This is a genomic window from Synergistaceae bacterium DZ-S4, assembly GCA_025943965.1.
In the GTDB taxonomy this organism is placed as follows: Bacteria; Synergistota; Synergistia; order Synergistales; family Synergistaceae; genus Caenicola; species Caenicola nitritireducens.
This window is the reverse complement of record JAPCWD010000001.1, coordinates 267,179-293,483: the sequence shown is the minus strand read 5'-3', so window position 1 is coordinate 293,483 and position 26,305 is coordinate 267,179. Positions and strand designations below refer to the sequence as shown.

Sequence of the window (26,305 nt, the reverse complement as noted above, 5' to 3'; positions counted from 1 at the left end):
TATCAAAAAATTGTTCCTTTGTTTGTCAGTTTGGTGTAAAATGACTGAACATTGGGGGTCTTTCTTTTGTCTAAAAATTTAAAGATGAATCCGAAATTGAAAATCATGATACCTGTAGTCCGCGGCCTCGCCAAGATCCTGGGGAAAGACTACGAGGTAAATCTGCATGATGTGACGATGCCGGAGCACTCTCTGGTAATGTGTGAGAACGGTCATGTTACCGGGCGGGCCCCGGGTGCACCGATGACAGACTTCGGGCTTTACATGCTGCAGTCCGAGGAGTACCGCAACAGGGAAGGCATATACAACTATCTCGCAAGAAATAACCGGGGCGAACTCATCAAATGCAGCGCAATCTTTATCAGGGACGAGAATGAAAAGACGATCGGCTTTATGTGCATAAACTACGACATAAGCAAAGCAGCGGCAGCGCAGGAACTGATCGAGAGCCTCCTGCATCTGGACATGGAGAATGTCGAGCAATATCCTGAGCCAGCGGCGGATAATTCCCAGAAACCTGACAAATTTCCTGTGCCCATACGCGAATGGTATGCGAAAGAGCTTGAAGAAGTGGTCACCGATTCGCTTACCCAGGTAAAAAACAGGATAGGCACTCCTTTGAACTATCTCTCTAAACCGGAGAAAAAAGAAGTTATAAAAGAGCTGCACGACAGAGGGTTCTTTCTCCTGAAAGGCTCTGTGGACAGGGTGGCAAATGAGATGGGAAATACCAAATATACTATTTACTCATATATCCGCGATGTACAGAAACAGGAGAAATTACATAAGGGCACAAAGACTCATACAAGGAAGGATGTTGAATAAACATTTCAGCAGCCTTCCTGTTTTTTCCGTCAGAAATTCCATTTCCTCTTGACAAAAATTCACTATGGAATGACAATATTCTTCGTGAGTATCAAAAAATTGTTACGCAGATAATTTTTTGATACCGACACCGTAACACACCTTTATGCAGCAAACCATCTTATTTTCATCATTTCAAAAATCCCTACGGGATTCCGCGAACAAGCACAAGGAGGGAGAGAGGGCATGGAACTGATACAGAAACACCCGATACTTGAGTTCCATCACGGCAAGGAAGTAACATTCACGTTTGACGGCAAGGACATGAAGGGATTCGAAGGCGAACCCATAGCGATGGCGCTTCACGCCAACGATGTGAGGATATACAGGGTAACGCCTGAGATGAAGCGTCCGAGAGGTTTTTTCTGTGCTATCGGCAAATGCAGCTCATGCTTCATGGTAGTAGACGGAGTGCCCAACGTGCGTACCTGCGTAACGCCGTTGGAGGCAGGCATGAAGGTGGAGACCCAGCACGGCAAGGGCCAGGTTCCACTGGAAGCGAAATAGCGGGAGGCGGGAAATATGAAGAAGACGATAGAGACAGACCTCCTCGTAGTAGGCGGCGGAGCGGCAGGTCTTTGCGCTGCGGCAGAAGCTGCGGGAGCGGGAGCGAAGGTAACGGTAATAGAGAGCGACCTTCACCCCGGCGGCCAGCTTGTGAAGCAGACGCACAAGTTCTTTGGAAGCAAGGACGAATATGCGGGGACACGCGGCTACAAGATAGCCGACATCCTTCTTGACGAAATAAAATCCCTTGGTGACAGAGTGGACATTCAGACCAACACCACAGTCACAGGCTACTATCCGGAAGAGGGCATCTTCACCGCGATGAAAGGCGAAGACGAATACTACAGGATCAAGGCGAAGAAGACAGTAGTGGCGACGGGAGCGCAGGAAAGGCTCATCCCCTTCCCGAACAACGACCTTCCGGGAGTATACGGAGCGGGAGCGGTCCAGACCCTCATGAACGTATACGGAGTAGTTCCGGGCAAGAAAGTCCTCATGGTCGGAGCGGGCAACATCGGACTTATAGTAAGCTACCAGCTCAGGCAGGCCGGAGTCGAGATCGCGGCGGTAGTGGAAGCCATGCCAAAGATCGGCGGATACTGGGTCCACGCGGCGAAGATCAGAAGGCTCGGCATTCCCATCCTCCTGAGGCACACCATTGTTGAAGCGGTAGGCGGCAAAGTAATAGAGGGAGCAGTCATTCAGGAACTCGACGACAAATTCCAGCTTATCGGCGAACCAAAGAAGATCGACTGCGACGTTATCTGCATGGCAGTAGGGCTCACCCCGACCACCGAGCTCTTCTGGCAGGCAGGGGCGAAGATGCAGTACTGCCCGCAGCTTTGCGGCCACGTACCATTCAGGGACAACACAATGCGTACCAGCAACCCCGACATCTGGGTAGCGGGAGACGCATCAGGAATAGAAGAGGCATCGGCTGCCATGGTAGAGGGCAGGATAGCCGGATTCGGCGCGGCCAAGGCACTTGGCTGCAAAGTAAACGAAATATCGTTCAAAGAATACTGGACAAGACTCGACCACCTTCGCGCAGGCGAAGTCGGTGAAAAGATCCGCGGCGGGATCTGTCAGGTACTTGTTGACGGATGGGAGGCATAAAGATGGGCTGCACATGCAACAGCAATGACAAAGAGAAACTATTCTGCAGCGGAGTCCTTGTAGAGAACAGGCCCGGGGCCATCCTTCCCCCGCAGGAAGCGTGGGAGAAGAAAAAGGGCGGATATGTAGTAATAGAATGTCCGCAGCGCATCCCCTGCAACCCCTGTGCGACCAGCTGCCCTACGGGAGCGGTCAAGCCGTTCGCGGACATCAACGACGTCCCGTCGATAGACTATGAGAAATGCACGGGCTGCGGTCTCTGCGTAGCGAAATGCCCCGGACTTGCCTGCTTTGTGGTGGACCTTACCTACGGAGCGGACGAAGCGGTCATCAAGCTTCCGTACGAACTTGAGCCGAAGCCTGCGAAGGGACAGAAGGTAAAGTGCCTGAACAGGACAGGCGAAGAGGTCTCCGAGGGAGAGATATATACCGTAACGGAACCCCTTAAGGATCAGACTACGGTAGTGAGCGTGGTCATTCCTAAAAAACTGGTCGGAGAGATCCGTGCCATCAAGGTGGTGTGCTAGCCATGACTGAGAAAAAGAATATCATCTGCCGTTGCGAAGAGATAGAGATAGACGAGATCCGCGAATGGATCGCACGCGGTTATGACACCTTTGATGAACTCAAGAGGGAACTCCGCGTAGGCATGGGACCCTGCCAGGGCAGAGGCTGCCGCGACATAATCCTCCGCGAGCTCTCAAAGGCTACAGGCAAACCAATATCAGAACTTGATCCCGGAACCATCAGGCCTCCGGTGAAACCAATTAAACTCGGACTTCTTGCCGAGGATGAGTAGGAGGTGCGTATGATGGATTTTCCGAAAACAGCTGATGTAGTAATAATTGGCGGAGGAGTAGTCGGAACAGCTACTGCATATTACCTTGCAAAATCAGGAAGAAAGAATGTCGTCCTGATAGAGAAAAACACCGTATGCTCCGGTTCGACCGGCCGCTGCGGAGCAGGCATCCGCGCACAGTGGGGCCTTGAGCTCAACTGCAGGATGGCTCTGGCATGCCTTGATACCTTCGAGCAACTTGATGAAGAACTTGGGCTGCCCACAGGCCTAAACCAGGGCGGATACCTTCTCGTTGCATATAAGGACAAAGAATGGGCCCAGTTCAAAAAGAACGTGGAACTTCAGCACAGCCTGGGGATCAAGACCGAGATTTTCACAGATGTCAAAAGGGCACAGGAGATTTGCCCCGGAGTGGCTGTAGATGACGCACTTGGATTCACCTTCTATCAGAGGGACGGACATGCCGACCCCTTCCTTACCACATTCGCCTTCCAGGAAGCGGCGAAGCGCTACGGAGCAAAATTTTACAAGTTCACTGAAGTCAAGGGACTCAAGGTCGAAGCTGGCAGGATCAAAGCGGTCGAGACGACTCGCGGCACGATCGAATGCGGACAGGTCATCAACTGCGCGGGCTCATGGGCACAGGATATCGCCAAGATGGCGGGCATCAAGCTCCCCAACTGGGCAGAGCGTCACGAGATCCTCATCACCGAACCCGTAGATCCGGGCGTATGCCCCCCGATGCTTATGAGCTTCAGCGGCAACTACTACATCCAGCAGCGTCCCCACGGTTCGATCATCGCAGGCGAAAGCCCCGCACATGAACCTCTGCTTGGATACACATCAACGGCCCATTCAGTAGCAAGCATCGCGAAGACGATAGTCAAGATGCTTCCGAGAGCAAAGGACATCCGCGTGGTACGCCAGTGGGCTGGATACTACGACATGACCCCGGATGCGGCACCTATACTTGGCGAGACCGATGTCAAGGAATTCTGGCATGCTACAGGCTTCTCCGGTCACGGCTTCATGCTCGGGCCGGTAGCAGGCCAGATCATGACGGCTCTCCTCAACGGCGACAAACCGCCGATCGACCCGACTATAATGGATTACCGCCGGTTCGAGCGCGGAGAACGCATAGTTGAGCCGAACGTAGTTTAGAAAAGAACAAAGGAACACCTTTCGGGGCGGGTCGGCAGACCCGCCCTTTTTCATATTCAGATATCCCTTCTTAAAAATCAGAGGGAACAGATAGCCTATAATCAGCATGAGGTGAGGATCAATGGAATTCAATAATATAAAGGGGAATACCTGGATGGCTTGCGGACCTGTCAACATAGGGGCCTATGTAAAAGAAGGAGAGGCCGTCCTTATCGACAGCGGCAACGACTCCTCCTCCGGAAGGAAGATACTGCGCCTTGCTGAAGAGAAGGGCTGGAAGATCCGTCTGATAATAAACACCCATTTCCACGCCGACCATGTCGGGGGCAACGCATTCATACAAAAGAGGACCGGATGCGCGATCGCAGCCTCCGCAAAGGAGGCGCCTTTCATTAATATGCCTGAGATGGAGCCGGAGATACTTTGGTCGGGAAGGGCACCAAAGGCGATCTGCAATAAATTTCTCCAGGCGGAGCCCTCAAAAGTGACACTTACGGCAGAGCCGGATACCGTTATCGAAGTATGGGGGCTCAGGATCGTCCCCCTTTACGGCCATGCTCACGGGCAGATCGGCGTGCTTACGCCTGACGGTGTCCTTTTTACAGCGGATTCAGTCATATCCGGGCGTATACTGAGCAAGTACGGCATCCCCTTCACCGCAGATTACGGCAGCGCCATGGAGACCTTTGACATGCTTGAGAGCTTCAGTGCAGACTATTTTATCCCTTCGCACGGAGACATATGCGAAGACATCGTTCCTGTCACAGAAGCCAACAGAAAATGCCTGAACGCACTGAGGGAAGAGATACTTGAAATATGTTCAGAGCCTTCCACAAGAGATGGGATAGTCGGAAAGCTCGCTCAAAGGCATGGACTTGACATGAATCTGTCGCAGTATGTCCTCATACAGAGCACCGTGGCAGCGATCCTTTCGCCTCTTATCGATTCGGGCGAACTCCTCTGTTCATTCGAAAACGGGACTCTCTCACTGGAAAGCAGGCATTGATCTCTCCGGATCGGACTTTTATCCTTTAGTTTTTTAAAGTAAAGGGTTAAAATAGGGACCGTGCTTACTTGTTAGGAGGCTTTTCTAGTGGACAGGAACAGGCTTTATATGCTTCTGGGCGATCTTGGGATACTGCTTGTCGCCCTGATATGGGGAACAACAAACGTTGTCATAAGGGACGCACTCGAAGGGATCACCCCGCTCTGGTTCTGCGGATTGCGTTTTGCGATAGCCTGGGCGACAGTGATGATATTTTTCGGAAAAAAAGCATTTCTCCTGCCTCGGGAGATGCGGCTGAAGAGCACTCTTGTCGGGATGGTCTTCATCTGCGCTTACCTCTGCGGGGCCGTAGGCCTGCTTTACACTACCGCAGGCAACCAGTCCTTTATAATTTCCATGTCAGTGGTCCTGGTGCCGCTCTCCGTCTGGATCATCACAAAAAAATTCCCAGGCTGGCATGTGGTACTCTCTGTATTGCTCTGCACTGCCGGCATGGTAGGCCTTATGCTTGACGTGGACCTCTCGGTCAATCTCGGAGACCTGTTAAGTTTTGCTTCATGCGTTTTTGTTACGATATACATACTGCTTGTTCAGAAGTACGTGAGGGGCGTTGATCCATACGCGCTGACGTGCTGGCAGGCTTTCGGAGGAATGCTCCTGGCAGTGGCTGCCGCAGCAATATTCGAGCCCTTTCCCGCACATATCCCTCTCAAGGCATGGCTGGCCCTTATCCACACCGGTACCATAGGCTTCGCACTGACGCTTGTAATACAGACTGTTGCCCAAAAATATACGAATGCCACACATGTGGCCATTCTGCTCTCCACTTCCGGGGTATTCGGCTCTGTGGCCGGAGTGATGTTCATAGGCGAACCGATGACGTTCAGAATATTCATAGCTTCGGCTATGATATTGGCAGGGGTCATGATCGTGGAAGCACTCCCGGCCCTCAGAAAAAAGTACAGGGAGAACGGCGCAAAGGGCGGACAGCTTACCTGATGTGTTCCTTCCAGGCCGAGCAGAGCGCCTGAACGGCCGGCCTGATAGATCCGCACGGTATTGCTGAAAAAGAGAGGTTGGCCGTAAGAAGCCCCTCTTCGGCAGAACAGGATATCTGATCTACGGCTATCCCTTCTGAATGTGCCGCCGCTGAAAGCTCTTCCGGAGCAGACTTCGATCCGAAAGTTACAGCTACGCAGAGGGAAGTCTCAAGAAGCTCGTACCGGACCTTCTCTTCAAAGGCTTCGCCGATAATTCTCAGCATCTCCCTGCTCTTGATCTGATACGCCTTTCTGCTTCTCCTTATATGCTTTTCAAGGTGTCCGTCATTAATGTAATTCGCAAGGGCAAGTTGTTCTATCTTGCTGGAGGTCTGGTCGTAAAGTGAACTTTTTATGCCCGCCCTCTCCGCAAGGCCGCCGGGTATGACCATGTAGGCAATACGGACTGAGGGAAGGAGAAGCCTTGAAAAGCTTCCAATATATATGACTCTTTCGGGAGAAGCTCCCTGGAGTGAAGGGACCGATCGGGAAAAATAGCGCAGCTCGCCGTTGTAGTCATCCTCGAGTATGTATGAATCGTCATATTCAGCCCAGTCGAGGAGCTCTTTCCGTCTTCTGGAAATTTGTGAAAGGGGCATCCGGGGCCGATTGGATGTGATATCCGCAAAAAGGTCGTAATTCCCCTCTCTGAGGCGCACGCCGGGCATTTCCCCCACGTTTCCTATGTACTCAACTTTCCAGCCGAAGTCACGGAATATCCGTTCCCCACGGGCATATCCCGGCCGTTCCGCAGCGACGACTCCCGCATTTCCGGCCATCCGGCAAAGTTCTGTCAACAGCTGCTGAGTCCCTGAGGCTATAACGATACGGTCTGACGACGCCTTGACTTTTCGCGCCTCAAAACAGTATCTGACCAGAGCATCCCTGAGTTCGCGCTCACCTTGAGGATCTCCCGCCGAAATTATCTTTTCCTGCATATTCAGGGCTGCGCGGAGGTGCTTTCTCCAAACCGGAATATCTGCAGTATCTGAATCTATCCCCGTACTGCAGAGGTCATATTTCACACTTTGCTTCGGTGCCGGCTCCCGGACCTCCTCCCGCACGGCCTCTCCGGACCTTTTGAGCGCGAAGTATCCGCTTTTGGGCCTGCTTTCGATGCGGCCGTCGAGCTGAAGGTGTATGTAAGCGTTTTCGACCGGAGAACGGCTTACGCCAAGCGAATCAGAGAGTTCGCGAACAGAGGGCAGCCGTTCGGAAGCGCCTATCATTCCTCTCCCGATCGCTTCAGCTACCCCCTCGTATATCTGCTTCCACATCGGGATACCAGAATCGCTCTCAATGGAAATGAAATCGCATATCAATGCAAAAGCCTCCAATCTGTCATGTTAAAAATAATATGATCTGTACATTGTTTAAATGACAATTGAGACATATAAATAATAGAACATCATCAGAATATCCACAAGGAGGAATTGTCACCATGATCACAAGCGAACAGGTAAAGCTGAACAGAGACCTTGCAAAAATGCTCAAGGGCGGAGTCATAATGGATGTTACGACCCCCGAACAGGCGCGCATAGCAGAAGAAGCCGGAGCGTGCGCGGTGATGGCCCTTGAAAGGATACCCGCCGATATAAGGCAGGCAGGCGGTATCTCAAGGATGAGCGACCCCAAAATGATAAAGAACATCCAGGCCGCAGTTTCCATACCCGTAATGGCGAAGTGCCGGATAGGCCACTTTGTTGAGGCACAGATACTGGAAGCCATCGAGATCGACTACATAGACGAGAGCGAAGTGCTGAGCCCAGCCGACGACGTCTACCACATCGACAAGACGATGTTCAGGGTGCCTTTTGTCTGCGGAGCAAGAAATCTCGGGGAAGCCCTCCGCCGCATAGCTGAAGGCGCCACCATGATAAGGACAAAGGGCGAACCCGGCACAGGCGACGTTATCCAGGCAGTCCGCCACCTGAGGGCCATGAACGCAGAGATCTCCAGGATCAGCTCAATGCGCAGGGATGAGATATTTGAGGCCGCCAAAGAGCTTCAGGTCCCCTACGAACTTCTACTCTCTGTACATGAAGAGGGAAGACTTCCGGTAGTCAACTTTGCCGCAGGAGGTGTAGCCACTCCGGCAGATGCGTCTCTCATGATGCAGCTGGGCGCTGAAGGAGTATTCGTAGGAAGCGGGATCTTCAAGTCCGGCGACCCGAAGAAGCGCGCCTCCGCAATAGTCAGGGCTGTGACAAACTACTTGGACCCGAAGGTCCTTGCAGAGGTGTCGGAGGACCTTGGTGAGGCGATGGTCGGCATCAACGAGAAAGAAATAGCGGTACTGATGGCGGAGCGCGGAAAATAAGGATGGGAAAAATTTTCACCGTAGGGGTAGTTGCTGTCCAGGGAGCTTTTGAGGAACACTGTTCAGCTCTTGGCAGACTTGGGGTGTCGGTCAGGGAGATACGCTCCTCCTTGGATCTTTCCCAAAATATTGACGGGCTGATCTTCCCCGGAGGAGAGAGCACCGCTCAGGGCAAACTGCTCCGGGAATCGGGGCTTTTCGATTTGATCCTGCCGCTGATAAGGGGAGGGCTTCCTGTATATGGCACATGCGCGGGGATGGTACTCCTGGCTAAAAGGATAGAGAACGACGACAGGAAGCACTTTGCAGTAATGGATATAGCCGTAAGGCGCAATGCGTACGGAAGACAGCTGGGAAGCTTCATGACAACCGGGGATTTTGCAGGAATGGGAGATATTCCGATGTCTTTCATAAGGGCTCCCTACATATCCTCGGCAGGAAAAGATGTTGTCGTGCTTTCCTCCGAAGATGGGGCGATAACGGCGGCAAGAGAGGCCAACATGCTCGTTACATCTTTCCATCCCGAGGTCACCGATGATCTTACAGTCCATTCCTACTTTCTTTCGATGATACCGTAGGATCATTCAAGTGAGAGGACCGTGCGTTTTCGCCCGGCCCTCTCACTTGTTGCATTAATGCCTGAGGTCAGTCAAGGAGCTTCCTAATGTTCTCAAGAGCGGGCGTCCTCGCGTACAGGGGGGTATCGTCGCCGGTTTCATAGGGGGCCTGGTTCTCTTCGAAAGTCTTTTCGTGTTCGCTTCTGTATATTATCCCGAGCGGGTAGGGGTCCGTCTCCATTGAGAGCCTCATCGCCTCCAGTTTGTCTGACGCATCCCTGTCCTCATCGAGCCATTTGGTGCTCTTTGAGAGCCACTGCCAGGTGTTCACCTTGTTGAATGAGACACATGGCTGGAATATGTCCACCAGTGCGTAACCCTTGTGCTTTATCGCCTTCACAATGATATTCTTAGTTCTATCCGCATCGGCGGCCGATGCGCGGGCCACAAATGTCGCCCCGCAGGAAAGCGCCAGCAGCAGCGGATTCAGCGGCTTGCTCGTAACGCCGAAGGGCTGGGTAGAGGTCTTCATGCCTATAGCTGTCGTGGGGGATCCCTGCCCCTTTGTGAGGCCGTATATCATGTTGTTGCATACGATATTGGTGATGTCGGGATTTCTCCTTATGGCATGCATAAAGTGGTTCCCGCCCTCTCCGTACATGTCGCCGTCGCCGCCCACGGCAATGACCGTGAGGGCTCTGTTGGAGGCCTTTATGCCTGCGGCGAGGGGAAGGGAACGGCCGTGAAGGCCGTTTACGCAGTGGCACTTGATATAATGCGGCATCTTGGCTGCCTGCCCTATTCCCGAAGCGACCACCACCTCATGCGGATCCAGTCCGAGTTCATCCAGGGCCGTCTTGAGAGACTCCAGGATCTTATAGTCACCGCAGCCCGGGCACCATGATATCTCGCCTGTGTAATCAAATGCTGTCCTGATCATTCCCGTCACTCCCCTTTCCTATGACTTTGCGCCGAGGAGGCTGCCAAGCTCTGCAGCAAGCTCTTCGACTGTGAACTGGAATCCGTTATATTTAAGAATAAGTTCGTCGGCTCCTGTGCCCGTCTGTGAACGTACGACACGGGAGAATTGTCCTGTGGCATTGCCTTCGACGAATATCTTCCTGCAGGGAGATTTGATTATCCGCCACAGTTCCTCAGAGAGCGGATAAACCTGCTCACAGGCAACGAGAACGGTGTTCCTGCTGCCAAGTATCTCCATCGCCTCCTTTAAAGGCTCGAATACCGACCCCCAGCATACGACGGCTGTATCATATTTTTCGGGGCCTATGACTATGGGAGGCAGCGCTTCCATCTTCATGGCCTCCATTTTTTTCAGCCTTTTTTCGACCATACGCTTCCTCAGGATCCTGTCCTCGGTTATATGGGCATCCTCGGTATGTTCATGGCTGTCGAAAGACACGAACCCTCCTCCGTATCCCGGCACTCCGAAGGGCGACACATACTCGCCTTCGGCAGGGAAGGCATATCTTTTGTAGTTGATGCCAGTCTTGACAGGTGATATGGGTGCAGGCACATAAGAGGGATCGGGCCTCTTTACATCATAGCCTGTATCAAGAAGGTACTGGTCAGTCAGTATGACGGTTTGTACCTGGTACTTGTGAGCAGTATGGAATGCATGTCCTGCGATCCTGAAAGCGCTCTCAACGTTTACCGGGGCGTAGAGCGCGCGCGGGAATTCTCCGTGTCCCGCGTAGAGAGCAAGTTCAAGGTCAGCCTGTTCCGTCCTTGTGGCAAGTCCGGTCGCAGGTCCGGGCCGCTGCGCCAGGTGGACCACTACCGGAGTCTCGGTTATTCCTGCAAGGCTCAGGCCTTCGCACATCAGTACAAATCCGCCTCCCGAAGTGGTAGTCATGGCCCTTGCTCCTGCATAAGCGGCCCCTACGACCATGTTTATCGCAGAGATCTCATCCTCCACCTGCTCGACTACAGCAGAAAAAAGTTTGGCATTCTTTGCAAAATATGAGAAGACCCCGGTGCCGGGCGACATCGGGTAGGCAGTTATGTAATTACATCCCGCGGAGGCGGCCCCAAGTGCCACTGCGCTGTTGCCATCGAGAAAGACTTCGTCATTTTCAGGCTTGGCCGGCACTTGAAGGATCGGCCTTCCTCCGACGTGATCCTTTCCAAGCTCGTGTCCGACCCTGAAAGCCTTCTTGTTTTTGCCCGAAAGATCGGGATCCTTAAAGCGCTTTTCTATGAAAATATCTGCAGAATCTTCTCCCAGCATGAAGATACCCGCTATGAAACCAGCGACTATCATTGAGGAGAATTTCGGACTCCCAAGGTCTGACGCCCTTTTGGCAAGATCCAGGTCTATCATTTTCCTGCCTAATGAAGCGATCTCTTTCTCCATTGCCGAAGCATCTCCCAATATCTTCGTATCATCGGTGATATTTTCGGTTATGTTCGGGCGAAGCTGCGGAGAGAGGGCAAAGAGCCAGTCTATTCGGTCAAGGTACGCTCTTACAGGTTTGCCGGATACTCTTATCTGGGTGGAATTGTTTCCTCCTCTAACCCTCGACATGTATTCCCGGGTGGAGAATACATAATACCCGGCTTTTGTGAGCATCTGCCTGGCAAGGTCTTCGGCAGTCTGAAGTCCCAGCCCCGCCGCTGCGCAAAAAGAAATGGTCACCTCAGATCCGGGTGCATGGATCTTTTCCATATTGTTCCCTCCTTGGCTTCCTTAATGTTAAAAATTAAAATTGGACAATTTCTTGAACGGTTTCAAGAGTATACATTGAGAGCCTGAGCCCTTCAAGTAACCGCAGAGGATAATTACTGACATATTTTGACATAAAATAAAATAGTTATAAAATAATGGTTGCAGCAAATATCATAGGGATACGGAGGCATAACGATGGAAATCAAAGGAAGCAGGACAGAGAAGAACCTGTGGGAAGCTTTTGCAGGGGAGTCAATGGCGCGCAACAAATACACCTATTTTGCATCTGTTGCAAAAAAAGAAGGATACGAACAGATAGCCGCCATTTTCCTTGAGACGGCCGACAACGAGAAGGAGCATGCGAAACTCCACTTCAAGGCACTTTCAGGCATCGGTTCGACAGCAGAGAACCTAGTGGAGGCTGCTGAAGGCGAAAATTACGAGTGGAACGACATGTACCCGAGGATGGCAAAAGAGGCCGAGGAAGAGGGCTTCAGGGAACTTGCGGAAATGTTCAGAAACATCGCCAAGGTGGAGGCAGAACACGAAAAGCGATACAAAGAATTCGCGAAAAACCTCGAAGAGGGGCATGTCTTTCTGAAGGACGGAAAGGTATTCTGGAAATGCCGCAACTGCGGGGCGATCTTCGAATGCGCGGAAGCTCCCCAAAAATGCCCGGTCTGCAATCATCCGCAGGCGCACTTCGAGATCCGGGCCAAAAACTGGTAAATTCTTAAATGACACCACTTCAAAAAAATCTGAAACATTGAAGGAGGCGGCAAAGCCGCCCCCTTTTTTATGCAAAATTACCCTGCAAAATTACCCTACGGATCTTTTTGATTTTTTGATTGCGCTTGTCAAATTTCTTTAATATAATAACAAATCATGGCTGCTCAGAATTGATGAGTGGTCGGACGCAAAAGACTATGGCAATTTGCGGGGGTGTCATTAAATTGCGTTCATACCAGGAGGACCGGATCAACCTGATGGTCCTTGAAGCGGCAGAGACCTCGAATGTCCCCCTCGGAGCAGGTTCTGTCTCCATAATGCTCCGGGAGAGGGGAATAAAGATCAGCGAGGCGGGAGCAGGAAGGATCCTGAGATCGCTCAGAGAAAGAGGCTTCCTGAAAAGGGTCGGCTTCAGAGGCCATGTCGCCACCCACGAGGGCATCAAAAAACTTTCCTCATTGCGGAATGCCAGGGAGGCAGCCGGGACATTGGATATTCTGATGAATAATTCAGGAAATCTTAAGGGCCATTCAATGACAGACATCCTTACGGCAAGAAAGGCGATCGAACGGGAGGCGGCCATCCAGGCCGCTCTCAAAGCCACGCCCGAAGACATTGCAAAACTTGAGGAGGTCATCGAACAGCAGTACAGAGAGATGGAGAGGAAGAGCTATTATGCCGACATCTCCGCTGATTTTCACCGGGAGATCATGAGGATAGCGCGCATACCTCTTCTCAAAATTATGTATGAATTCATAGGGCTTTCGGTCGAATGGCAGATCTTCTTCATCGAGACCTTCAGGATCTATGATACCCCGCTCAATGTATCCCACGAAAATATACTGAAGGCAATAAAGGAGAGGGCCCCCCGAAAGGCTGCGGACCTGATGGAAGAACATCTGACGGATGTGATAGAAAATGTGGGCAATTTTACGGCTTTGCAGATGAAATTGGAAAGAGGGGGCATGAATTGAGAATGAAAGGCGCGCAGATCCTCCTCCATATGCTGAAGCTTCACGAGATAAAACATGTCTTTGGCCTGCCCGGAGAGACGACGCTCGGATTATACAGGGAATGGCTCAAATGCCCCGGTATTACTCACATACTGACACATGATGAGCGCTCGGCAGCCTTTATGGCAGAAGCTTACGCCAAAGTGACCGGCAAGGTCGGGGTGAGCGAAGCACCCAGTCCCGGTGCCGGCCATCCCGTTCCGGGAGTGATCGAGTCCTTCACAGGCTCAGTGCCGACGCTGTGCCTGACATCAGACGTTCCTTTCAACAGCGACAAGAAAAACATGCTCTCGGGATTTGACCAGAACAGCCTCTACAGCGCGATAACAAAGGAGAGCATCCTCGTCACGAGGGCTAAGGACCTGCCCTTTCTGATAAGAAGAGCCTTCAGAGTGGCAGTGAGCGGAAGGCCGGGTGCTGTCCACATGAGGATACCGATGGACGTCTATGAAGAAGAGGCCGAGGTCAGCGACCTCTATCCCGACCCATGCATGGCGAGGTGGCCTTACCAGCGTCCTATAGCGGATCTTAAGCAGGTAGTAAAGGCGATCGAGCTGCTTGCAGCGGCAAAAAGGCCCGTCATCGTATGCGGACAGGGCGCGCTTGTATCAGACGCAGGAGATGAAGTGGCAGCTCTTGCAGAGATGCTGAACATCCCTGTCGGCTGCACCATGACAGGGAAGGGAACTATCTCGGAAAGACATCCCCTCTCGATCCGCCTCGTGGGAGCCAGGGGGGGGACCAGTTATTCCAACAGGTTCCTTCAGACCGCGGATCTCGTATTTTTTATAGGCTCCAATACCGATTCAGCGGGGACCGACGGCTGGAAGCTGCCCCTTTCTGCAGCGGGACCAAAGATCATAAGCCTCAACATCGACGGCGTGGACGCATCGAACAGCTACAGAACAGAAGCAGTCATGGTCGGCGACGCAAAGGCCACACTGAGTTACATGCTCCAAAGGATAAGTGAGTCCGGGATCAGGGGCAGGGCCGGAAATGCCGCAGAGACAGCCCCCGCGATGGCGGAGCTCGACAGATCGACGGAGGTGCCGTGCAAATGCACCGGCATTCCGATAAACCCCATCCGTTTTGTGAAAGAACTGGAGGCGCTGCTTCCGGAAAAAAGCTTTGTAGTCGTTGAACCTTCGATGGCAAGCATATTCTCCGCGGCCTTCCTCGTCCAGAAAAGGCAGGGACGTATGTTTGTCTCAAACTACACAAACGGCGCATTGGGCTACTCTTTGCCGGCAGCAGTGGGAGTGGCTGTTGCATATCCCGACAGTACCGTCTTCGCGATGGGCGGTGACGGCAGTTTCCATTTCAACTGCGGCGAACTGGAGACATATTCAAGACTCGGGCTGAACATAAAAATGATCGTCTTCCAAAACGACGTTTTCGGTTGGATCAAGGGGGAGACGCAGCATATATACCGCTCGGACTTCTTCGCCACAAACTTCGGAAAGGTCGATTACGCGGGGGTGGCCAAAGCCTTCGGCGTGAGGTCATATAAGATCGATGATCCAAAGAACATAATGCCGGTATTAAAAGAGGCTATGGAGTACAGCGGCCCGGTACTTATAGAGGTCCCCGTCCCTGATGAGACTGAACTTGTCCCGCCGGTGCCGAGATGGATCGAGAGTGCGGAGAAAAACGGCATACCCTGCTGTTACTGAGAATGAGCAGAAGCAGATGTCCCCATGACGCATTATTACTTCAAAATGCCGATGCAAAGAGGCTTTCAAAGCTTTACCATCTTTCCATAAAAGAAAGGACGGTGCTTTGAATGAAAACCAGAAAAACCATAGCAGCAGCGCTTATCGTATGTTCCATGTTCCTGGCTGCGCCCTTCGCCTATGCAAGTATCGGCGACATACTGAAGGATGGGGCCCTGATATTCGGCGGAGGAGCGCTTGTGAAAGCAATAGGTCCTCAGCTGAACGATTTTATCAACACCCTGACATTCAACAAGGGAGTAAAGTTTGACGGCTACACCAAAGTCGTCCCTATAGTATCGATAGGCAACGGGACAAGGATAGGAGCCGCACAGGTCGGTGGAGTCACAAAGGCCGCAGTTGACCGAGTGAAGGCAGTCGGCCAGCTTGAGGGCGAGTTCAACAGGATCCGGGCGCAGGCATTGATCCCGATCGACTCCGAAAATCCGCTCCAGCAGTTCAAACGCGTACAGGGAGTCGGAGTGACGGCGATAATCGACATAAAGCTCTAGACGGCAAAAAGCAGAGCGGGGCCCGGACATGACGGAAACCGGGAAGCGAAAAGACGCAGCTGACATATTCCTGCGGGCAGTCAATGACATGCTGCCGGACTCAGCGGTAAAAAAAGCCCTCTCCACAGGTCTGCCCGGCAGCGATATGATCCTCATCGGCATCGGGAAAGCCTCGTGGACCATGGCAAAGGCCGCGGCGGAAGAACTCGGGGCACGGATCAGAGGCGGCGCAATAATCACAAAATACGGACACTCCCGCGGACCCATCCCGGGAATAGAGATTTATGAGGCCGGGCACCCGCTTCCGGACATAGAAACGCTCAGGGCGACAGAGAGGATACTGGAGATCACCGGAAACCTTGAAGCTGGACAAACAGTTCTTTTCCTGGTCTCGGGAGGAGGATCCTCACTCTTCGAAAAACCTCTTCCCGGGCTCTCGCTTCAGTCGTTGACAGATATAACTTCGGCACTGCTCCTTGGAGGAGCGAGTATCGACGAACTCAATACCGTAAGGAAACACCTGTCGTCAGTAAAGGGTGGAAGGTTCGCCCTTCACTGCGCGCCGGCAAAAATATACCAGATAACTCTTTCGGACGTATTGGGCGACAGGCTTGACATGATAGCTGCCGGGCCTGCGTCATCTGATCCCTCGACATCGGAAGATGCGCTGTATGTACTTGAAAAGTACGGGATAAAGGTCCATGAGGAGATCCTTTCCGCACCGGGATCCGAGACCCCAAAATCTCTGGACAATGTCACATTTCGGATGGCAGGCAACATAGCCGGTCTCTGCCGGGCTGGAAAGAGGTCTGCAGAAAACTGCGGCTACCTGACTGACATAGTTACGGAGAGGCTTGAGGGAGAAGCTGAACAGGCAGGACGGAATGTTGCCAGATATGCGCTTGATGAGTTCGTTAAGTACGGCCCCGGCTTTAAAAGGTGTCTGATATGGGGGGGAGAGACCACCGTAAGGGTGACCGGCGGCGGAAAAGGCGGAAGAAGCCAGGAGCTCGCGCTTGCAGCGGCAGAGCAGATCTCCGGGAAGAAAGGCATAGTGATCCTCTCCGCAGGTTCAGACGGTACGGACGGTCCCACAGACGCCGCCGGGGGCATAGTTGACGGCTCAACATGGGAAAAGATCCGTGCTGCGGGCTGCGACCCCATGAAGATGCTTAAGGACAACGACTCTTACACCGCCCTGGAAGCGGCGGGAGCATTGTTCAAACCCGGTCCAACCGGCACGAATGTAAACGATTTAGTGATCGCCCTTGCTTAGACCATAAGTTTAAAACTTCACTTGTAATATGGCTTTATTCCATAATTTGAAAGCTTTTATCATGCCAACAAAACCATTATAATAAAATAGCGCTTTTAAGCTGACATAGAATCAAAACAAAGACTTTCCCATATGGATCAAAGGTGTGGTGGCAATGTCAGGAAGGACCGGAGCAGCAGTCAAAAGCTTTTTCCTGATAGTGCTTGGAGTATTTATTTTCCAGGCCCTCTTCGCCAACGCGTCCGGAGCTGCAGAAGATCAGCTGCTGAAGATACGGGTGGGATACTCCACGCACGAGAGATCCGCCCACATATCGCCAGAAAACAACGAATACGGCTACAGCTATGACTATCTTCAGGAGATCTCACAATACTACAACTGGGAGCTGGAATTCGCCCCCGGAACTGAAAAGGAGTCCCTCGAGAGGCTCTCGGACGGCCGGGTCGACATTATCAGCCATGTCCATTACAACGACGAGATCAAGGATCTTGTCGATTATTCTACAAGGGAATCGGGTTCATGCAGAGTGGGGCTATATGTACTCAAGAGCAGGGAAAGCATCTCACCGGATGACTTAAGTTCGTTCAACGGGAAACGTATCGGGGTGTTTGCCCCGATAAGACAAGTCCAGATCCTGAAAAGAAGCATATCTGATTCCGGAGCAACGACGGATCTGGTGAAATTCGATACGGCGGGAAAGCTCATAGAGGCATTGAAAGAGGGTTCGGTCGACGGGGCCCTGATCTCAGGGAACAACATCCCGGGGGATCTTAAATTAATCAAGGCCTTTCCCGAACAGCCCTTCTATTTTGCCGTAGCTGAGGGCAACAGGGAGCTGCTTCTGAAGATCGACAGCGCTATGCAGAACATTATGCTCATGGACCCCTCCTTCAGAAACGACCTTTTTAAAAAACATTACGGGAAGAACCTGGCATGGGAATCCATCCTCACTTTGAAGGAAAAGGAGTTCATCGAACAGTCTCCCGTGCTTGTCGTCTCCTACGACCCCGGGTGGCAGCCTTTCGAGTATTACGACAAGCGGAACAAGCAAATGGCGGGGATAAACTCGGAAATATTGAAACTTGTTGAGGAGTACACGGGACTGAAAATGAAAATTAGCCATTCCCCCTCCTGGAACGAAGCGCTCCGGAGGATGCGCGACGGAGAGATCGACATTCTCACAGGCGTGAACAGGAGCTTCATCTGGGGGGCGAAAAACAACTTCAGGCTGACAAAGGCGTTTCTGAATGCCCCGATAGTGATGGTGATGAACAGAAAGAGCGGCAACATAGAAGAGAAGATCGCCCTTCCGAGGGACTATTTCCTCTCTGAAGTCGTAGAGTCCTTCCACAAATTTGACGATACCGTATATCTCGCATCTCAGGAAGAGTGCTTTGACGCCCTTGTACATAACAAAGTATCGGCTACCTTCGCAAATTCATACGTTGCAAATTATCTCATCAGCCTTCCCCACTACAGCAGCCTCTACACGATCAACTACGGAGAACTTAACGAAGAGGTCTCTTTCGGCATCTCCAAAAGATGCGACCCGATACTCGTATCAATAATAAACAAGGCTATCAACTCTATCCCGGAAGAGGCTATAAACGGGATCATTATCAGACACAGCTACAGCAGGGGCAAGGTATCCTTCATTGACATGATATATGAACACCATGTGGAGCTGGCAAAGGGGATCACCCTCCTGCTCATCCTGCTGGTCATCGGGACAACGATGGTCGCAATTTCGAAATCCATTGACAAGAAGCACCTTAAAAAGCTGCTCTACTATGACTCCCTGACCGGATTCAAAAACTACAACAGTTTTAAAGAGGAAGTCCCTGGTATCATAAAGGAAAACCCGGGTGTCAATTTTGCAATGCTTTTTATCGACATAGTAGAGTTCAAGTTCATAAACAGCTCGTTCGGCTACGAAGAGGGCGACAGAGTCCTTAAAAAGGTCGCTTCTGCACTGGAAAAGGTGCTCGAGGGCTCAAGGGAGACTTTCGCAAGGGTGACGGCAGACCATTTCGTCATACTCCTCAGCTATGAAAAGTTCAAATCGATAGACATAAGGATAAAGATCCTGTTCGGCGAACTGGAGAATCTCACTTCAAAGGGAGAAAAGGGCTATAGCCTGATATTCAACGGAGGGGTCTACCTTATTGAGGACCGCGAAATTTCTGTAGACGCTGCAGTGGATAACGCAACGTTCGCCAAGAACACTATCAAACAGAAGCACAAGACAGCTTATGCTTACTACGACAGGAAAATACTGAGCAGGATCAACAAGGAAAAAGAGATAGAGTCGTCAATGAGGGAGGCGCTGAGAAATGGCGAATTCATGCCCTATTTCCAGCCAAAGGTCGACTGTTACACCGGCAGACCTGTAGGAGCGGAGGCCCTCGTGAGGTGGATAAAGCCAGATGGAGAGATCGTACTTCCCGACCTTTTCATACCCTATTTTGAAAAGAGCGGCTTCATTACTAAGATAGACATGTACATGTTCGGCGAGGTCTGCAGGACCCTCAGGAAATGGAAGGATGAGGGCAGGAAGCCGTTGCCCCTTTCATGCAACTTTTCATATCTGGACATAGCTGGAAGCAACTTCACAAAATACCTGAAGATCATGTCTCAGCGGCACGACGTTCCGCCGGACATGCTCGAGCTCGAATTGACCGAGTCGGTCGCGGCGCAGCATATCGACCTGGTGAAGTCGCGCGGCAGGGAATTGTCAGACTATGGATTCAGGCTTTCGATCGACGATTTCGGGTCAGGGTATTCATCCCTTTCGCTTCTCCAGATGCTTGAGATCGACGTCCTGAAGCTCGACAGAGATTTCGTACAGAGGGGGCTTTTGGGCAAACTCTCGCATGACCTGGTCGAAGGGCTGGTAAACGCATTCAAACAGAACTCGATGCAGGTCGTCTTTGAGGGGATAGAGACCGAAGAACAGCTCGATTTCGTAAAGAGTTTCGGATGCAGCATCGTTCAGGGCTATTACTATTCAAAGCCCTTGTCGCTCAGTGAATTCGAAGAAAAATATCTGAACTGATGAAGAGATAAAAAACAACAAAGAGCGGATGATCATATGTCCGCTCTCCCTATGTTTTAACGACAGTATATTTTATTCCGAAGCCTTACGGATGATATCAGCAATCATTTCTGTTCCTTTTGGGGTCATGTTCACAATATCTTCAAGATCAGAATCAGAAAAATTGGAAAAATCAAATTTAGCCTTTTTGAGTATCGCTGTTCCTATATGATGTACCGCTTCTTTGTTCTTTTTGTATATCCTGCCCTCAAGTTTCTTCATTTTCTCATCAAGTTCTTTCATAAGAACTTCGGGGCTTCTTCTTACTCTCTTTGGAGAACCCTCTTTTTTCGGTTTTGCCATAATATGATCATTCCTTTCTTATTTTATTCAAATTACTTATATCTTCTACGCATCAAGATATAACGTTTTGAGTATAACTAAAATGCTCTCTCTTGTAAAGAGAAGCTAAATTTCAAAAATATAAAATGATTTTAAATTATAAAGACGAACTTTTCCAGAGAATATCATTTATATTGGGAATATGTTTAATAATATTCTCTTTTTTTAAGTACTCTGCAGTTTTTTTAAGCTCATCTACGTCTTTTTTAGTAATTCCCGTAAAGTAATCATATTTTGACAACATTTTTATTATCTCTTTTTCAGAGAGGCCTGTCTCTTTTTTCAGCATCGGCATATTATCCGGCAAAGACTCAACTGCCTTTATGCGGATCTTTTCCCGTTCCGTGAGGTATTTTTCTACCGCAGTCCTGTTTTCGTCCGCGAACTTCCGGCCTGCAACGATGAGGCTGAGTCCGTCAATGTGTCCCTTTCCGTCTGAAAGTATCCTGCAGCCTCCTTTTTCAGCCCTCAGTATCTCCGTGCCCGCAAGGAGAGCTGCATCCACCCTGCCGGCTATCAGCGAGGAAGCTGCGGTCCTGAGGGTCATGGAATAAAACTCGACATCCTTCTCTGAGATCCCCTCTTTATTCATCAGCTCCACAAAGAGCTGATGGACGACAGAACCCCTCAATCCGCCGATCTTTTTTCCCTTCAGTTCTGATACCGATCTTATTTTGGGATTTTTGACCACGATCGCAAATGCTTCCGGAGATCTGCTGTTTGCCCCGATTATCGTGATATCTGCCCCGTTGGCTATCCCTACAAGGGCGGCAGCGGCACCTAGCCCCTCCGCAATGTCAAGCTCTCCGGCAGCCATAGCCTGCACCTGTTTGGGCCCTGAGGGAAGATCGATATACCTGATCTTGTACTCCCCCTCAAAGGACCTTTCGTAGACCCTGCCATCCGCAGCTGCCATCGCAGGGAGGTTCAGCGGGAGTTTCCACATCGCTATCCTGATCTCCCTCTCTCGTGCTCCTGCCGCACCGGAGAGAGAAAGTAAAAAGATCACCATCAAAGCCGTTTTTTTCAGCAAAGTCATCAGCTCCTAAAAATCATCGGGGAACGGCATCCACCGCCGGCCCCCGATAATGTCTGCTCTCAGGCATCTGTCTGTGTTATTTCGAAAGGGACTCCTCTACTGCAACTGAGACCGCTACAGTAGCTCCGACCATCGGATTGTTGCCCATTCCGATCAGGCCCATCATCTCGACATGCGCCGGGACGGAAGAGGAGCCGGCGAACTGCGCATCGCTGTGCATGCGGCCCATCGTGTCGGTCATGCCGTAGCTGGCCGGTCCGGCTGCCATGTTGTCGGGGTGGAGCGTCCTGCCGGTGCCGCCGCCGGAAGCAACAGAGAAGTATTTCCTCCCGTTCTCCACTGTCCATTTTTTGTATGTACCCGCAACGGGGTGCTGGAATCTGGTCGGGTTGGTAGAATTTCCAGTGATGGAAACGTCAACGCCCTCGTGGATCATCACTGCCACGCCTTCGCTCACATCATCGGCCCCAAAGCAGCGGACCTTCGATTTTTCACCTGAGGAGAAGGGGCGTTCCTCAACTATCTTCAGCGCACCCGTATAATAGTCATACTTCGTCTCAACAAGGGTAAAGCCGTTTATGCGGGAGATTATGTATGCCGCGTCTTTGCCGAGCCCGTTGAGTATGACCCGGAGCGGTTCCTTCCTCACCTTGTTGGCAGTCCTTGCTATGCCTATCGCTCCCTCTGCTGCCGCGAACGATTCATGTCCGGCTAGGAAGCAGAAGCACTTCGTCTCCTCCCGAAGAAGCATCGCTGCCAGATTTCCGTGCCCGAGGCCGACTTTTCTCTGATCAGCGACAGAACCCGGGATACAGAAAGCCTGAAGGCCCTCACCGATCTTTTCAGCAGCTTCCGCTGCTGTCCGGACTCCCGCCTTCAAAGCTGCAGCCGCACCAAGCGTATATGCCCAGACAGCGTTCTCAAATGCGATCGCCTGAACTCCCTTGACTATATGTTCGACATCTATCCCGCGGGAAAGGCAGAGGGTCCTCGCCTCTTCAAGATCACCGAGCCCTATCTTCTCAAGAAAGGGGCCGATCTGCCCCATTCTCCTAGCACAGCCTTCAAATGTGACCATTATTCTCTCCCCCTTTTTACTCTTTACGCGGATCTATCACTTTCACTGCTTCAGCGAAACGACCGTAGGTGCCGGTGTTCTTTTCCAGCGCCTCTTTCGGATCCACTCCCTTGCGTATGGCTTCCATCATCTTTCCGAGCTGGACGTATTTATAGCCTATGACCTCGCTGTTCTCGTCCAGGGCAAGTTCCGTGATGTAGCCCTCAGCCATTTCCAGATACCTGACTCCCTTCGGAAGGGTCCCGTACATAGTCGCGACCTGGGAGCGAAGTCCCTTTCCAAGGTCTTCAAGGCCGGCTCCCAGGGGCAGGCCGCCCTCTGAAAAAGCGCTCTGGCTTCTGCCGTACGCAATCTGAAGGAAAAGTTCGCGCAATGCAACGTTGATCGCATCGCAGACAAGATCCGTGTTGAGGGCCTCAAGAAGTGTCTTCCCGGGAAGTATCTCCGCGGCCATGGCGGCCGAGTGGGTCATTCCTGAACAGCCGATAGTTTCAACGAGTGCTTCCTGGATGATCCCTTCCTTGACATTCAGCGTCAGCTTGCATGCTCCCTGCTGCGGCGCACACCAGCCCACACCGTGGGTGAAGCCGCAGATGTCTGAGATCTGCTTCGACTCTACCCACTTTCCTTCCTGGGGAATAGGGGCAGGGCCGTGTTTTGCCCCCTTTGCAACGCATACCATCTCTTCGATCTCTCTTGAACATTGCATGTGACTCATCCTCCATAGTGATTTTGTGGATATATTTCCATTGCACTCTATAGTCAGTATCTCAGTACTCCCATTCAAACGGGGGGCTGCCTGCCTCGGTCAGCCTTTTCTTCATGTCTGCACATATCTTCGCCAGCACATCTTCAGTGCGCCCCTCGCACCTCGCGACAAGCACAGGCTGAGTATTGGAGACTCTCACCAGTCCCCAGCCGTCGTTATATACTATCCTGACCCCATCCACGGTTATGGTCTCCAGGCCTTCGGAAAGCGCCCTTTGCTTCACCCTTTCCACGACCCCGAATTTTTTGTCGTCGGAGCAGTCATACCTTGTCTCTGTAGTTGAAGGATATACCGGGATCACAGACATGAGCTCCGACAATTTCTTATCGCTGTGGGAGAGGATCCTGCAGAGCCGGCCTGTGGCATAGAAGGCGTCGTCGTACCCGTAGTACTCGTCCGCAAAGAACATATGGCCGGAGACTTCTCCTGAAAAGAGGGCCTTTTCCTCCCTCATCTTCGCCTTTACAAGAGAGTGGCCGGAATTCCACCAGATCGGCCTCCCGCCGAGCCTGATCACTTCTTCTGGAAGCGCCATTGAGCTTTTGACCTCGCAAATTGCTACAGCACCCGGGTTTTTCGGCAGGATCTCCTGCCAGAAGAGGGCCATCAGCCTGTCGCCCCAAATGATCTCACCCCTGTCGTCTACCACGCCTATACGGTCCGAGTCACCGTCAAAACCTACACCGAGATCGGCTCCTTCCGCAAGGACAGTCTCAATGAGTTTGGGAAGGTTTTCTCTCTTAGTGGGATCAGGATGGTGATTGGGGAACGTTCCGTCCGGTTCGCTGTAGAGTTCGGCAACATCACAGCCTATCCTCCGCAGGAATTCGGGGGGCATATATCCCTGCCGTGCCGTTGCCAGAGTCACAGACTATCTTGGGTTTGCGCGGCCCCAGTTTTATCTTCGAGACAAGCATGTCCAGATACTCTTCGTTGATCCCGGCAAAGCGAAGTGATCCGGGGTCATCGGCAGTTACCATGCGGTCCTCTTTTATTATCCTCATGATCTCCCGGATGTCGTCGCCCCAGAGGGTAGCCTTGTCGTATGCGACCTTCAGGCCATTGAATTCTTTCGGGTTGTGGCTTCCCGTCACCATGAGGCCGCCGTCAGCACCGAGGTGATACATGCTCCAGTAGAACGTCGGAGTCGAAACGAAGCCGATGTCCGTAACGCTTATCCCGGCCTTCATCATCCCAGCGGCAGCGGCAGCCTTGATCCTTGTCGTCGAAAGACGGACATCGCCGCCCAGGGTCGCTTTTCTGACGCCCCTGGCCAAGAGCCATGTCCCGAACGCATAACCAACGGACATAACGAATTCATCCGTAAGCTCGGTATCCGCGATACCCCTTATGTCATATTCCCTGAATATGTGTTCCGGCACGAAAGCCATATGGACACCCCCATTAATGTGGCCTGATGTACAATTATAGACTAATGGCATATATTACTCCAGTGACCGGCCTCAATAGACTTGGTGACAAAGTTCTTATATAATATTTACATGAGATAATTTTCATTCTTCCTTATTGAACAGTTATAAAATTTTTCCGACAAAGAGATGATGACATGGAGAAGATAAGGATCGAAAAAACTTCCGCACCAAAACCGAAATGTGACGTCAGCAAGATAGGATTTGGGACTGTATTCTCGGATCACATGTTTGTCATGGACTACGAAAAGAAGAAGGGGTGGTACGATCCCAGGATCGTTCCTTTCGGCCCTTTTATGATATCTCCGGCTGCGACAGTGCTCCACTATGCGCCTGAGATATTTGAAGGGATGAAGGCCTACCGTACCCCCGAAGGAAAGGTGCAGCTCTTCAGGCCCATCGAAAACGTCAAAAGGATGAATATATCGGCTGAGCGCATGTGTCTGCCACAGATCGACGAAGAGATGATGATGGAGGCACTGAAGGAGATCGTGAGAGTGGATCAGGACTGGGTCCCGAGCGAACCGGAAACGTCGCTCTACATAAGGCCCTTCATGTTCGGCACGGACGAACAGCTGGGCATCCACACACCGCACCACTGTATCTTCTCGATAATTACGTGCCCGGTCGGCTCGTACTTCAAGGAAGGGATCAACCCCGTCCGCATTGCGATAGAGAAGGACGACGTAAGGGCCGTAAAGGGAGGAACGGGCTTTGCAAAGTGCGGCGGCAACTACGCGGCATCGCTGCGCGCCGGAGAGAGGGCTGAGGCTCAGGGATACTCACAGGTCCTCTGGCTTGACGGAGTGGAGAGGAAATATATCGAGGAAGCCGGCGGGATGAACGTAATGTTCAAGATCGACGGCAAGGTCGTTACTCCGGCTCTTCTTGGCTCCGTCCTTGCAGGTATAACAAGAAAATCCCTGATAGAGATACTCAAGTCATGGAATATCCCCGTAGAAGAACGCCTGATAAGCCTGGATGAGCTTTTTGACGCGATAAACACCGGCCGTCTTGAGGAGTGCTGGTGCTGCGGAACGGCTGCGGTAATTTCTCCGATAGGCGAGCTTGCCTATGACAACAAAAAGTTCATTATCAATGATTTCAAGACAGGAGATCTTACAAAGAGGCTCTTCGATGAACTTACGGGTATCCAGTGGGGCAAGAGGCCGGATCCGTTCGGCTGGACAGTCCCGGTAGTCTAGCCTTCAGCTGCAATAAAAAAATCAGGGGCCGCCAGCTTTTTCGGCGGCCC

At 51.7% G+C, this 26,305-nt stretch carries 24 protein-coding genes and 1 pseudogene; 17 read left to right on the top strand and 8 right to left on the bottom strand.

Features of this window, described 5'->3' with window-relative positions; all coding sequences use genetic code 11:
• The first annotated feature begins 105 nt into the window (after positions 1-105).
• The 8 genes from OLM33_01370 to OLM33_01335 all read left to right on the top strand — a co-directional run bounded on the left by OLM33_01370 (position 106) and on the right by OLM33_01335 (position 6,452).
• On the top strand, positions 106-825 hold the full coding sequence (locus tag OLM33_01370; protein ID MCW1712324.1) for a helix-turn-helix transcriptional regulator: 720 nt from the start codon (positions 106-108) through the stop codon (positions 823-825).
• Positions 826-1,050: 225 nt separating this feature from the next.
• Positions 1,051-1,371, top strand: a complete 321-nt coding sequence (locus OLM33_01365; protein ID MCW1712323.1) for a (2Fe-2S)-binding protein — start codon at positions 1,051-1,053, stop codon at positions 1,369-1,371.
• 15 nt (positions 1,372-1,386) lie between these two features.
• Positions 1,387-2,487: an NAD(P)/FAD-dependent oxidoreductase gene (locus OLM33_01360; GenBank protein ID MCW1712322.1), complete on the top strand. Its 1,101-nt coding sequence runs from the start codon at positions 1,387-1,389 to the stop codon at positions 2,485-2,487.
• A 2-nt stretch (positions 2,488-2,489) separates the two neighbouring features.
• Complete coding sequence (locus OLM33_01355) at positions 2,490-3,014, top strand: 4Fe-4S dicluster domain-containing protein (GenBank protein MCW1712321.1); 525 nt, start codon at positions 2,490-2,492, stop codon at positions 3,012-3,014.
• A 2-nt stretch (positions 3,015-3,016) separates the two neighbouring features.
• Positions 3,017-3,286: a (2Fe-2S)-binding protein gene (locus OLM33_01350; GenBank protein ID MCW1712320.1), complete on the top strand. Its 270-nt coding sequence runs from the start codon at positions 3,017-3,019 to the stop codon at positions 3,284-3,286.
• Between the two features lie 9 nt (positions 3,287-3,295).
• Entirely contained in the window at positions 3,296-4,447 is a 1,152-nt protein-coding gene (locus tag OLM33_01345; protein MCW1712319.1) for an FAD-binding oxidoreductase, read from the top strand.
• A gap of 121 nt (positions 4,448-4,568) precedes the next feature.
• Positions 4,569-5,453: an MBL fold metallo-hydrolase gene (locus OLM33_01340; protein MCW1712318.1), complete on the top strand. Its 885-nt coding sequence runs from the start codon at positions 4,569-4,571 to the stop codon at positions 5,451-5,453.
• Positions 5,454-5,540: 87 nt separating this feature from the next.
• On the top strand, positions 5,541-6,452 hold the full coding sequence (locus OLM33_01335) for a DMT family transporter (GenBank protein ID MCW1712317.1): 912 nt from the start codon (positions 5,541-5,543) through the stop codon (positions 6,450-6,452).
• On the opposite strand, the gene OLM33_01330 is transcribed toward OLM33_01335, so the two are convergent.
• Positions 6,445-7,815: a PLP-dependent aminotransferase family protein gene (locus OLM33_01330; GenBank protein MCW1712316.1), complete on the bottom strand. Its 1,371-nt coding sequence runs from the start codon at positions 7,813-7,815 to the stop codon at positions 6,445-6,447. The genes OLM33_01335 and OLM33_01330 overlap by 8 nt on opposite strands.
• Positions 7,816-7,934: 119 nt before the next feature.
• On the opposite strand from OLM33_01330, the gene pdxS reads away from it, so the two are divergent.
• On the top strand, positions 7,935-8,813 hold the full coding sequence (pdxS, locus tag OLM33_01325) for a pyridoxal 5'-phosphate synthase lyase subunit PdxS (protein MCW1712315.1): 879 nt from the start codon (positions 7,935-7,937) through the stop codon (positions 8,811-8,813).
• Positions 8,814-8,815: 2 nt separating this feature from the next.
• A complete protein-coding gene (pdxT, locus tag OLM33_01320; GenBank protein MCW1712314.1) occupies positions 8,816-9,391 on the top strand; it encodes a pyridoxal 5'-phosphate synthase glutaminase subunit PdxT in 576 nt (191 codons plus the stop codon).
• A gap of 67 nt (positions 9,392-9,458) precedes the next feature.
• Here the strand turns inward: pdxT and OLM33_01315 are convergent, their stop codons facing one another.
• Positions 9,459-10,310, bottom strand: coding sequence for a thiamine pyrophosphate-dependent enzyme (locus OLM33_01315; protein ID MCW1712313.1), 852 nt, complete (start codon positions 10,308-10,310; stop codon positions 9,459-9,461).
• A gap of 18 nt (positions 10,311-10,328) precedes the next feature.
• Positions 10,329-12,056 (bottom strand): 2-oxoacid:acceptor oxidoreductase subunit alpha, encoded by a 1,728-nt coding sequence (locus OLM33_01310; GenBank protein ID MCW1712312.1) that lies wholly within the window; start codon positions 12,054-12,056, stop codon positions 10,329-10,331.
• A 195-nt stretch (positions 12,057-12,251) separates the two neighbouring features.
• Between OLM33_01310 and OLM33_01305 the strand changes: the two genes are divergently transcribed.
• From OLM33_01305 to OLM33_01280, 6 genes are all read left to right on the top strand, one after another.
• A complete protein-coding gene (locus tag OLM33_01305) occupies positions 12,252-12,785 on the top strand; it encodes a rubrerythrin family protein (protein ID MCW1712311.1) in 534 nt (177 codons plus the stop codon).
• A gap of 224 nt (positions 12,786-13,009) precedes the next feature.
• Positions 13,010-13,759 carry an FCD domain-containing protein gene (locus tag OLM33_01300; GenBank protein ID MCW1712310.1) on the top strand — a complete coding sequence of 250 codons (750 nt, stop codon included), beginning with the start codon at positions 13,010-13,012 and terminating at the stop codon, positions 13,757-13,759.
• Between the two features lie 2 nt (positions 13,760-13,761).
• Complete coding sequence (locus tag OLM33_01295; protein MCW1712309.1) at positions 13,762-15,471, top strand: thiamine pyrophosphate-binding protein; 1,710 nt, start codon at positions 13,762-13,764, stop codon at positions 15,469-15,471.
• A gap of 110 nt (positions 15,472-15,581) precedes the next feature.
• The gene (locus tag OLM33_01290; GenBank protein MCW1712308.1) at positions 15,582-16,022 is read left to right on the top strand and encodes a hypothetical protein; all 441 of its coding nucleotides are present in this window, start codon (positions 15,582-15,584) and stop codon (positions 16,020-16,022) included.
• Positions 16,023-16,050: 28 nt separating this feature from the next.
• The gene (locus tag OLM33_01285; protein MCW1712307.1) at positions 16,051-17,298 is read left to right on the top strand and encodes a glycerate kinase; all 1,248 of its coding nucleotides are present in this window, start codon (positions 16,051-16,053) and stop codon (positions 17,296-17,298) included.
• Between the two features lie 154 nt (positions 17,299-17,452).
• Positions 17,453-20,353 carry an EAL domain-containing protein gene (locus OLM33_01280; GenBank protein ID MCW1712306.1) on the top strand — a complete coding sequence of 967 codons (2,901 nt, stop codon included), beginning with the start codon at positions 17,453-17,455 and terminating at the stop codon, positions 20,351-20,353.
• Positions 20,354-20,425: 72 nt separating this feature from the next.
• Here the strand turns inward: OLM33_01280 and OLM33_01275 are convergent, their stop codons facing one another.
• The 5 genes and pseudogenes from OLM33_01275 to OLM33_01255 all read right to left on the bottom strand — a co-directional run bounded on the left by OLM33_01275 (position 20,426) and on the right by OLM33_01255 (position 25,011).
• Positions 20,426-20,695 (bottom strand): hypothetical protein, encoded by a 270-nt coding sequence (locus OLM33_01275; GenBank protein MCW1712305.1) that lies wholly within the window; start codon positions 20,693-20,695, stop codon positions 20,426-20,428.
• A gap of 136 nt (positions 20,696-20,831) precedes the next feature.
• Complete coding sequence (locus OLM33_01270; protein MCW1712304.1) at positions 20,832-21,767, bottom strand: NrtA/SsuA/CpmA family ABC transporter substrate-binding protein; 936 nt, start codon at positions 21,765-21,767, stop codon at positions 20,832-20,834.
• A gap of 82 nt (positions 21,768-21,849) precedes the next feature.
• On the bottom strand, positions 21,850-22,851 hold the full coding sequence (locus OLM33_01265; GenBank protein MCW1712303.1) for a GGGtGRT protein: 1,002 nt from the start codon (positions 22,849-22,851) through the stop codon (positions 21,850-21,852).
• A 16-nt stretch (positions 22,852-22,867) separates the two neighbouring features.
• Positions 22,868-23,560, bottom strand: a complete 693-nt coding sequence (locus OLM33_01260) for a hypothetical protein (GenBank protein MCW1712302.1) — start codon at positions 23,558-23,560, stop codon at positions 22,868-22,870.
• 61 nt (positions 23,561-23,621) lie between these two features.
• Positions 23,622-25,011 (bottom strand): annotated as a pseudogene (locus tag OLM33_01255) (phosphomannomutase/phosphoglucomutase).
• A gap of 176 nt (positions 25,012-25,187) precedes the next feature.
• On the opposite strand from OLM33_01255, the gene OLM33_01250 reads away from it, so the two are divergent.
• On the top strand, positions 25,188-26,255 hold the full coding sequence (locus tag OLM33_01250) for a branched-chain amino acid aminotransferase (protein MCW1712301.1): 1,068 nt from the start codon (positions 25,188-25,190) through the stop codon (positions 26,253-26,255).
• Positions 26,256-26,305: the final 50 nt, after the last annotated feature.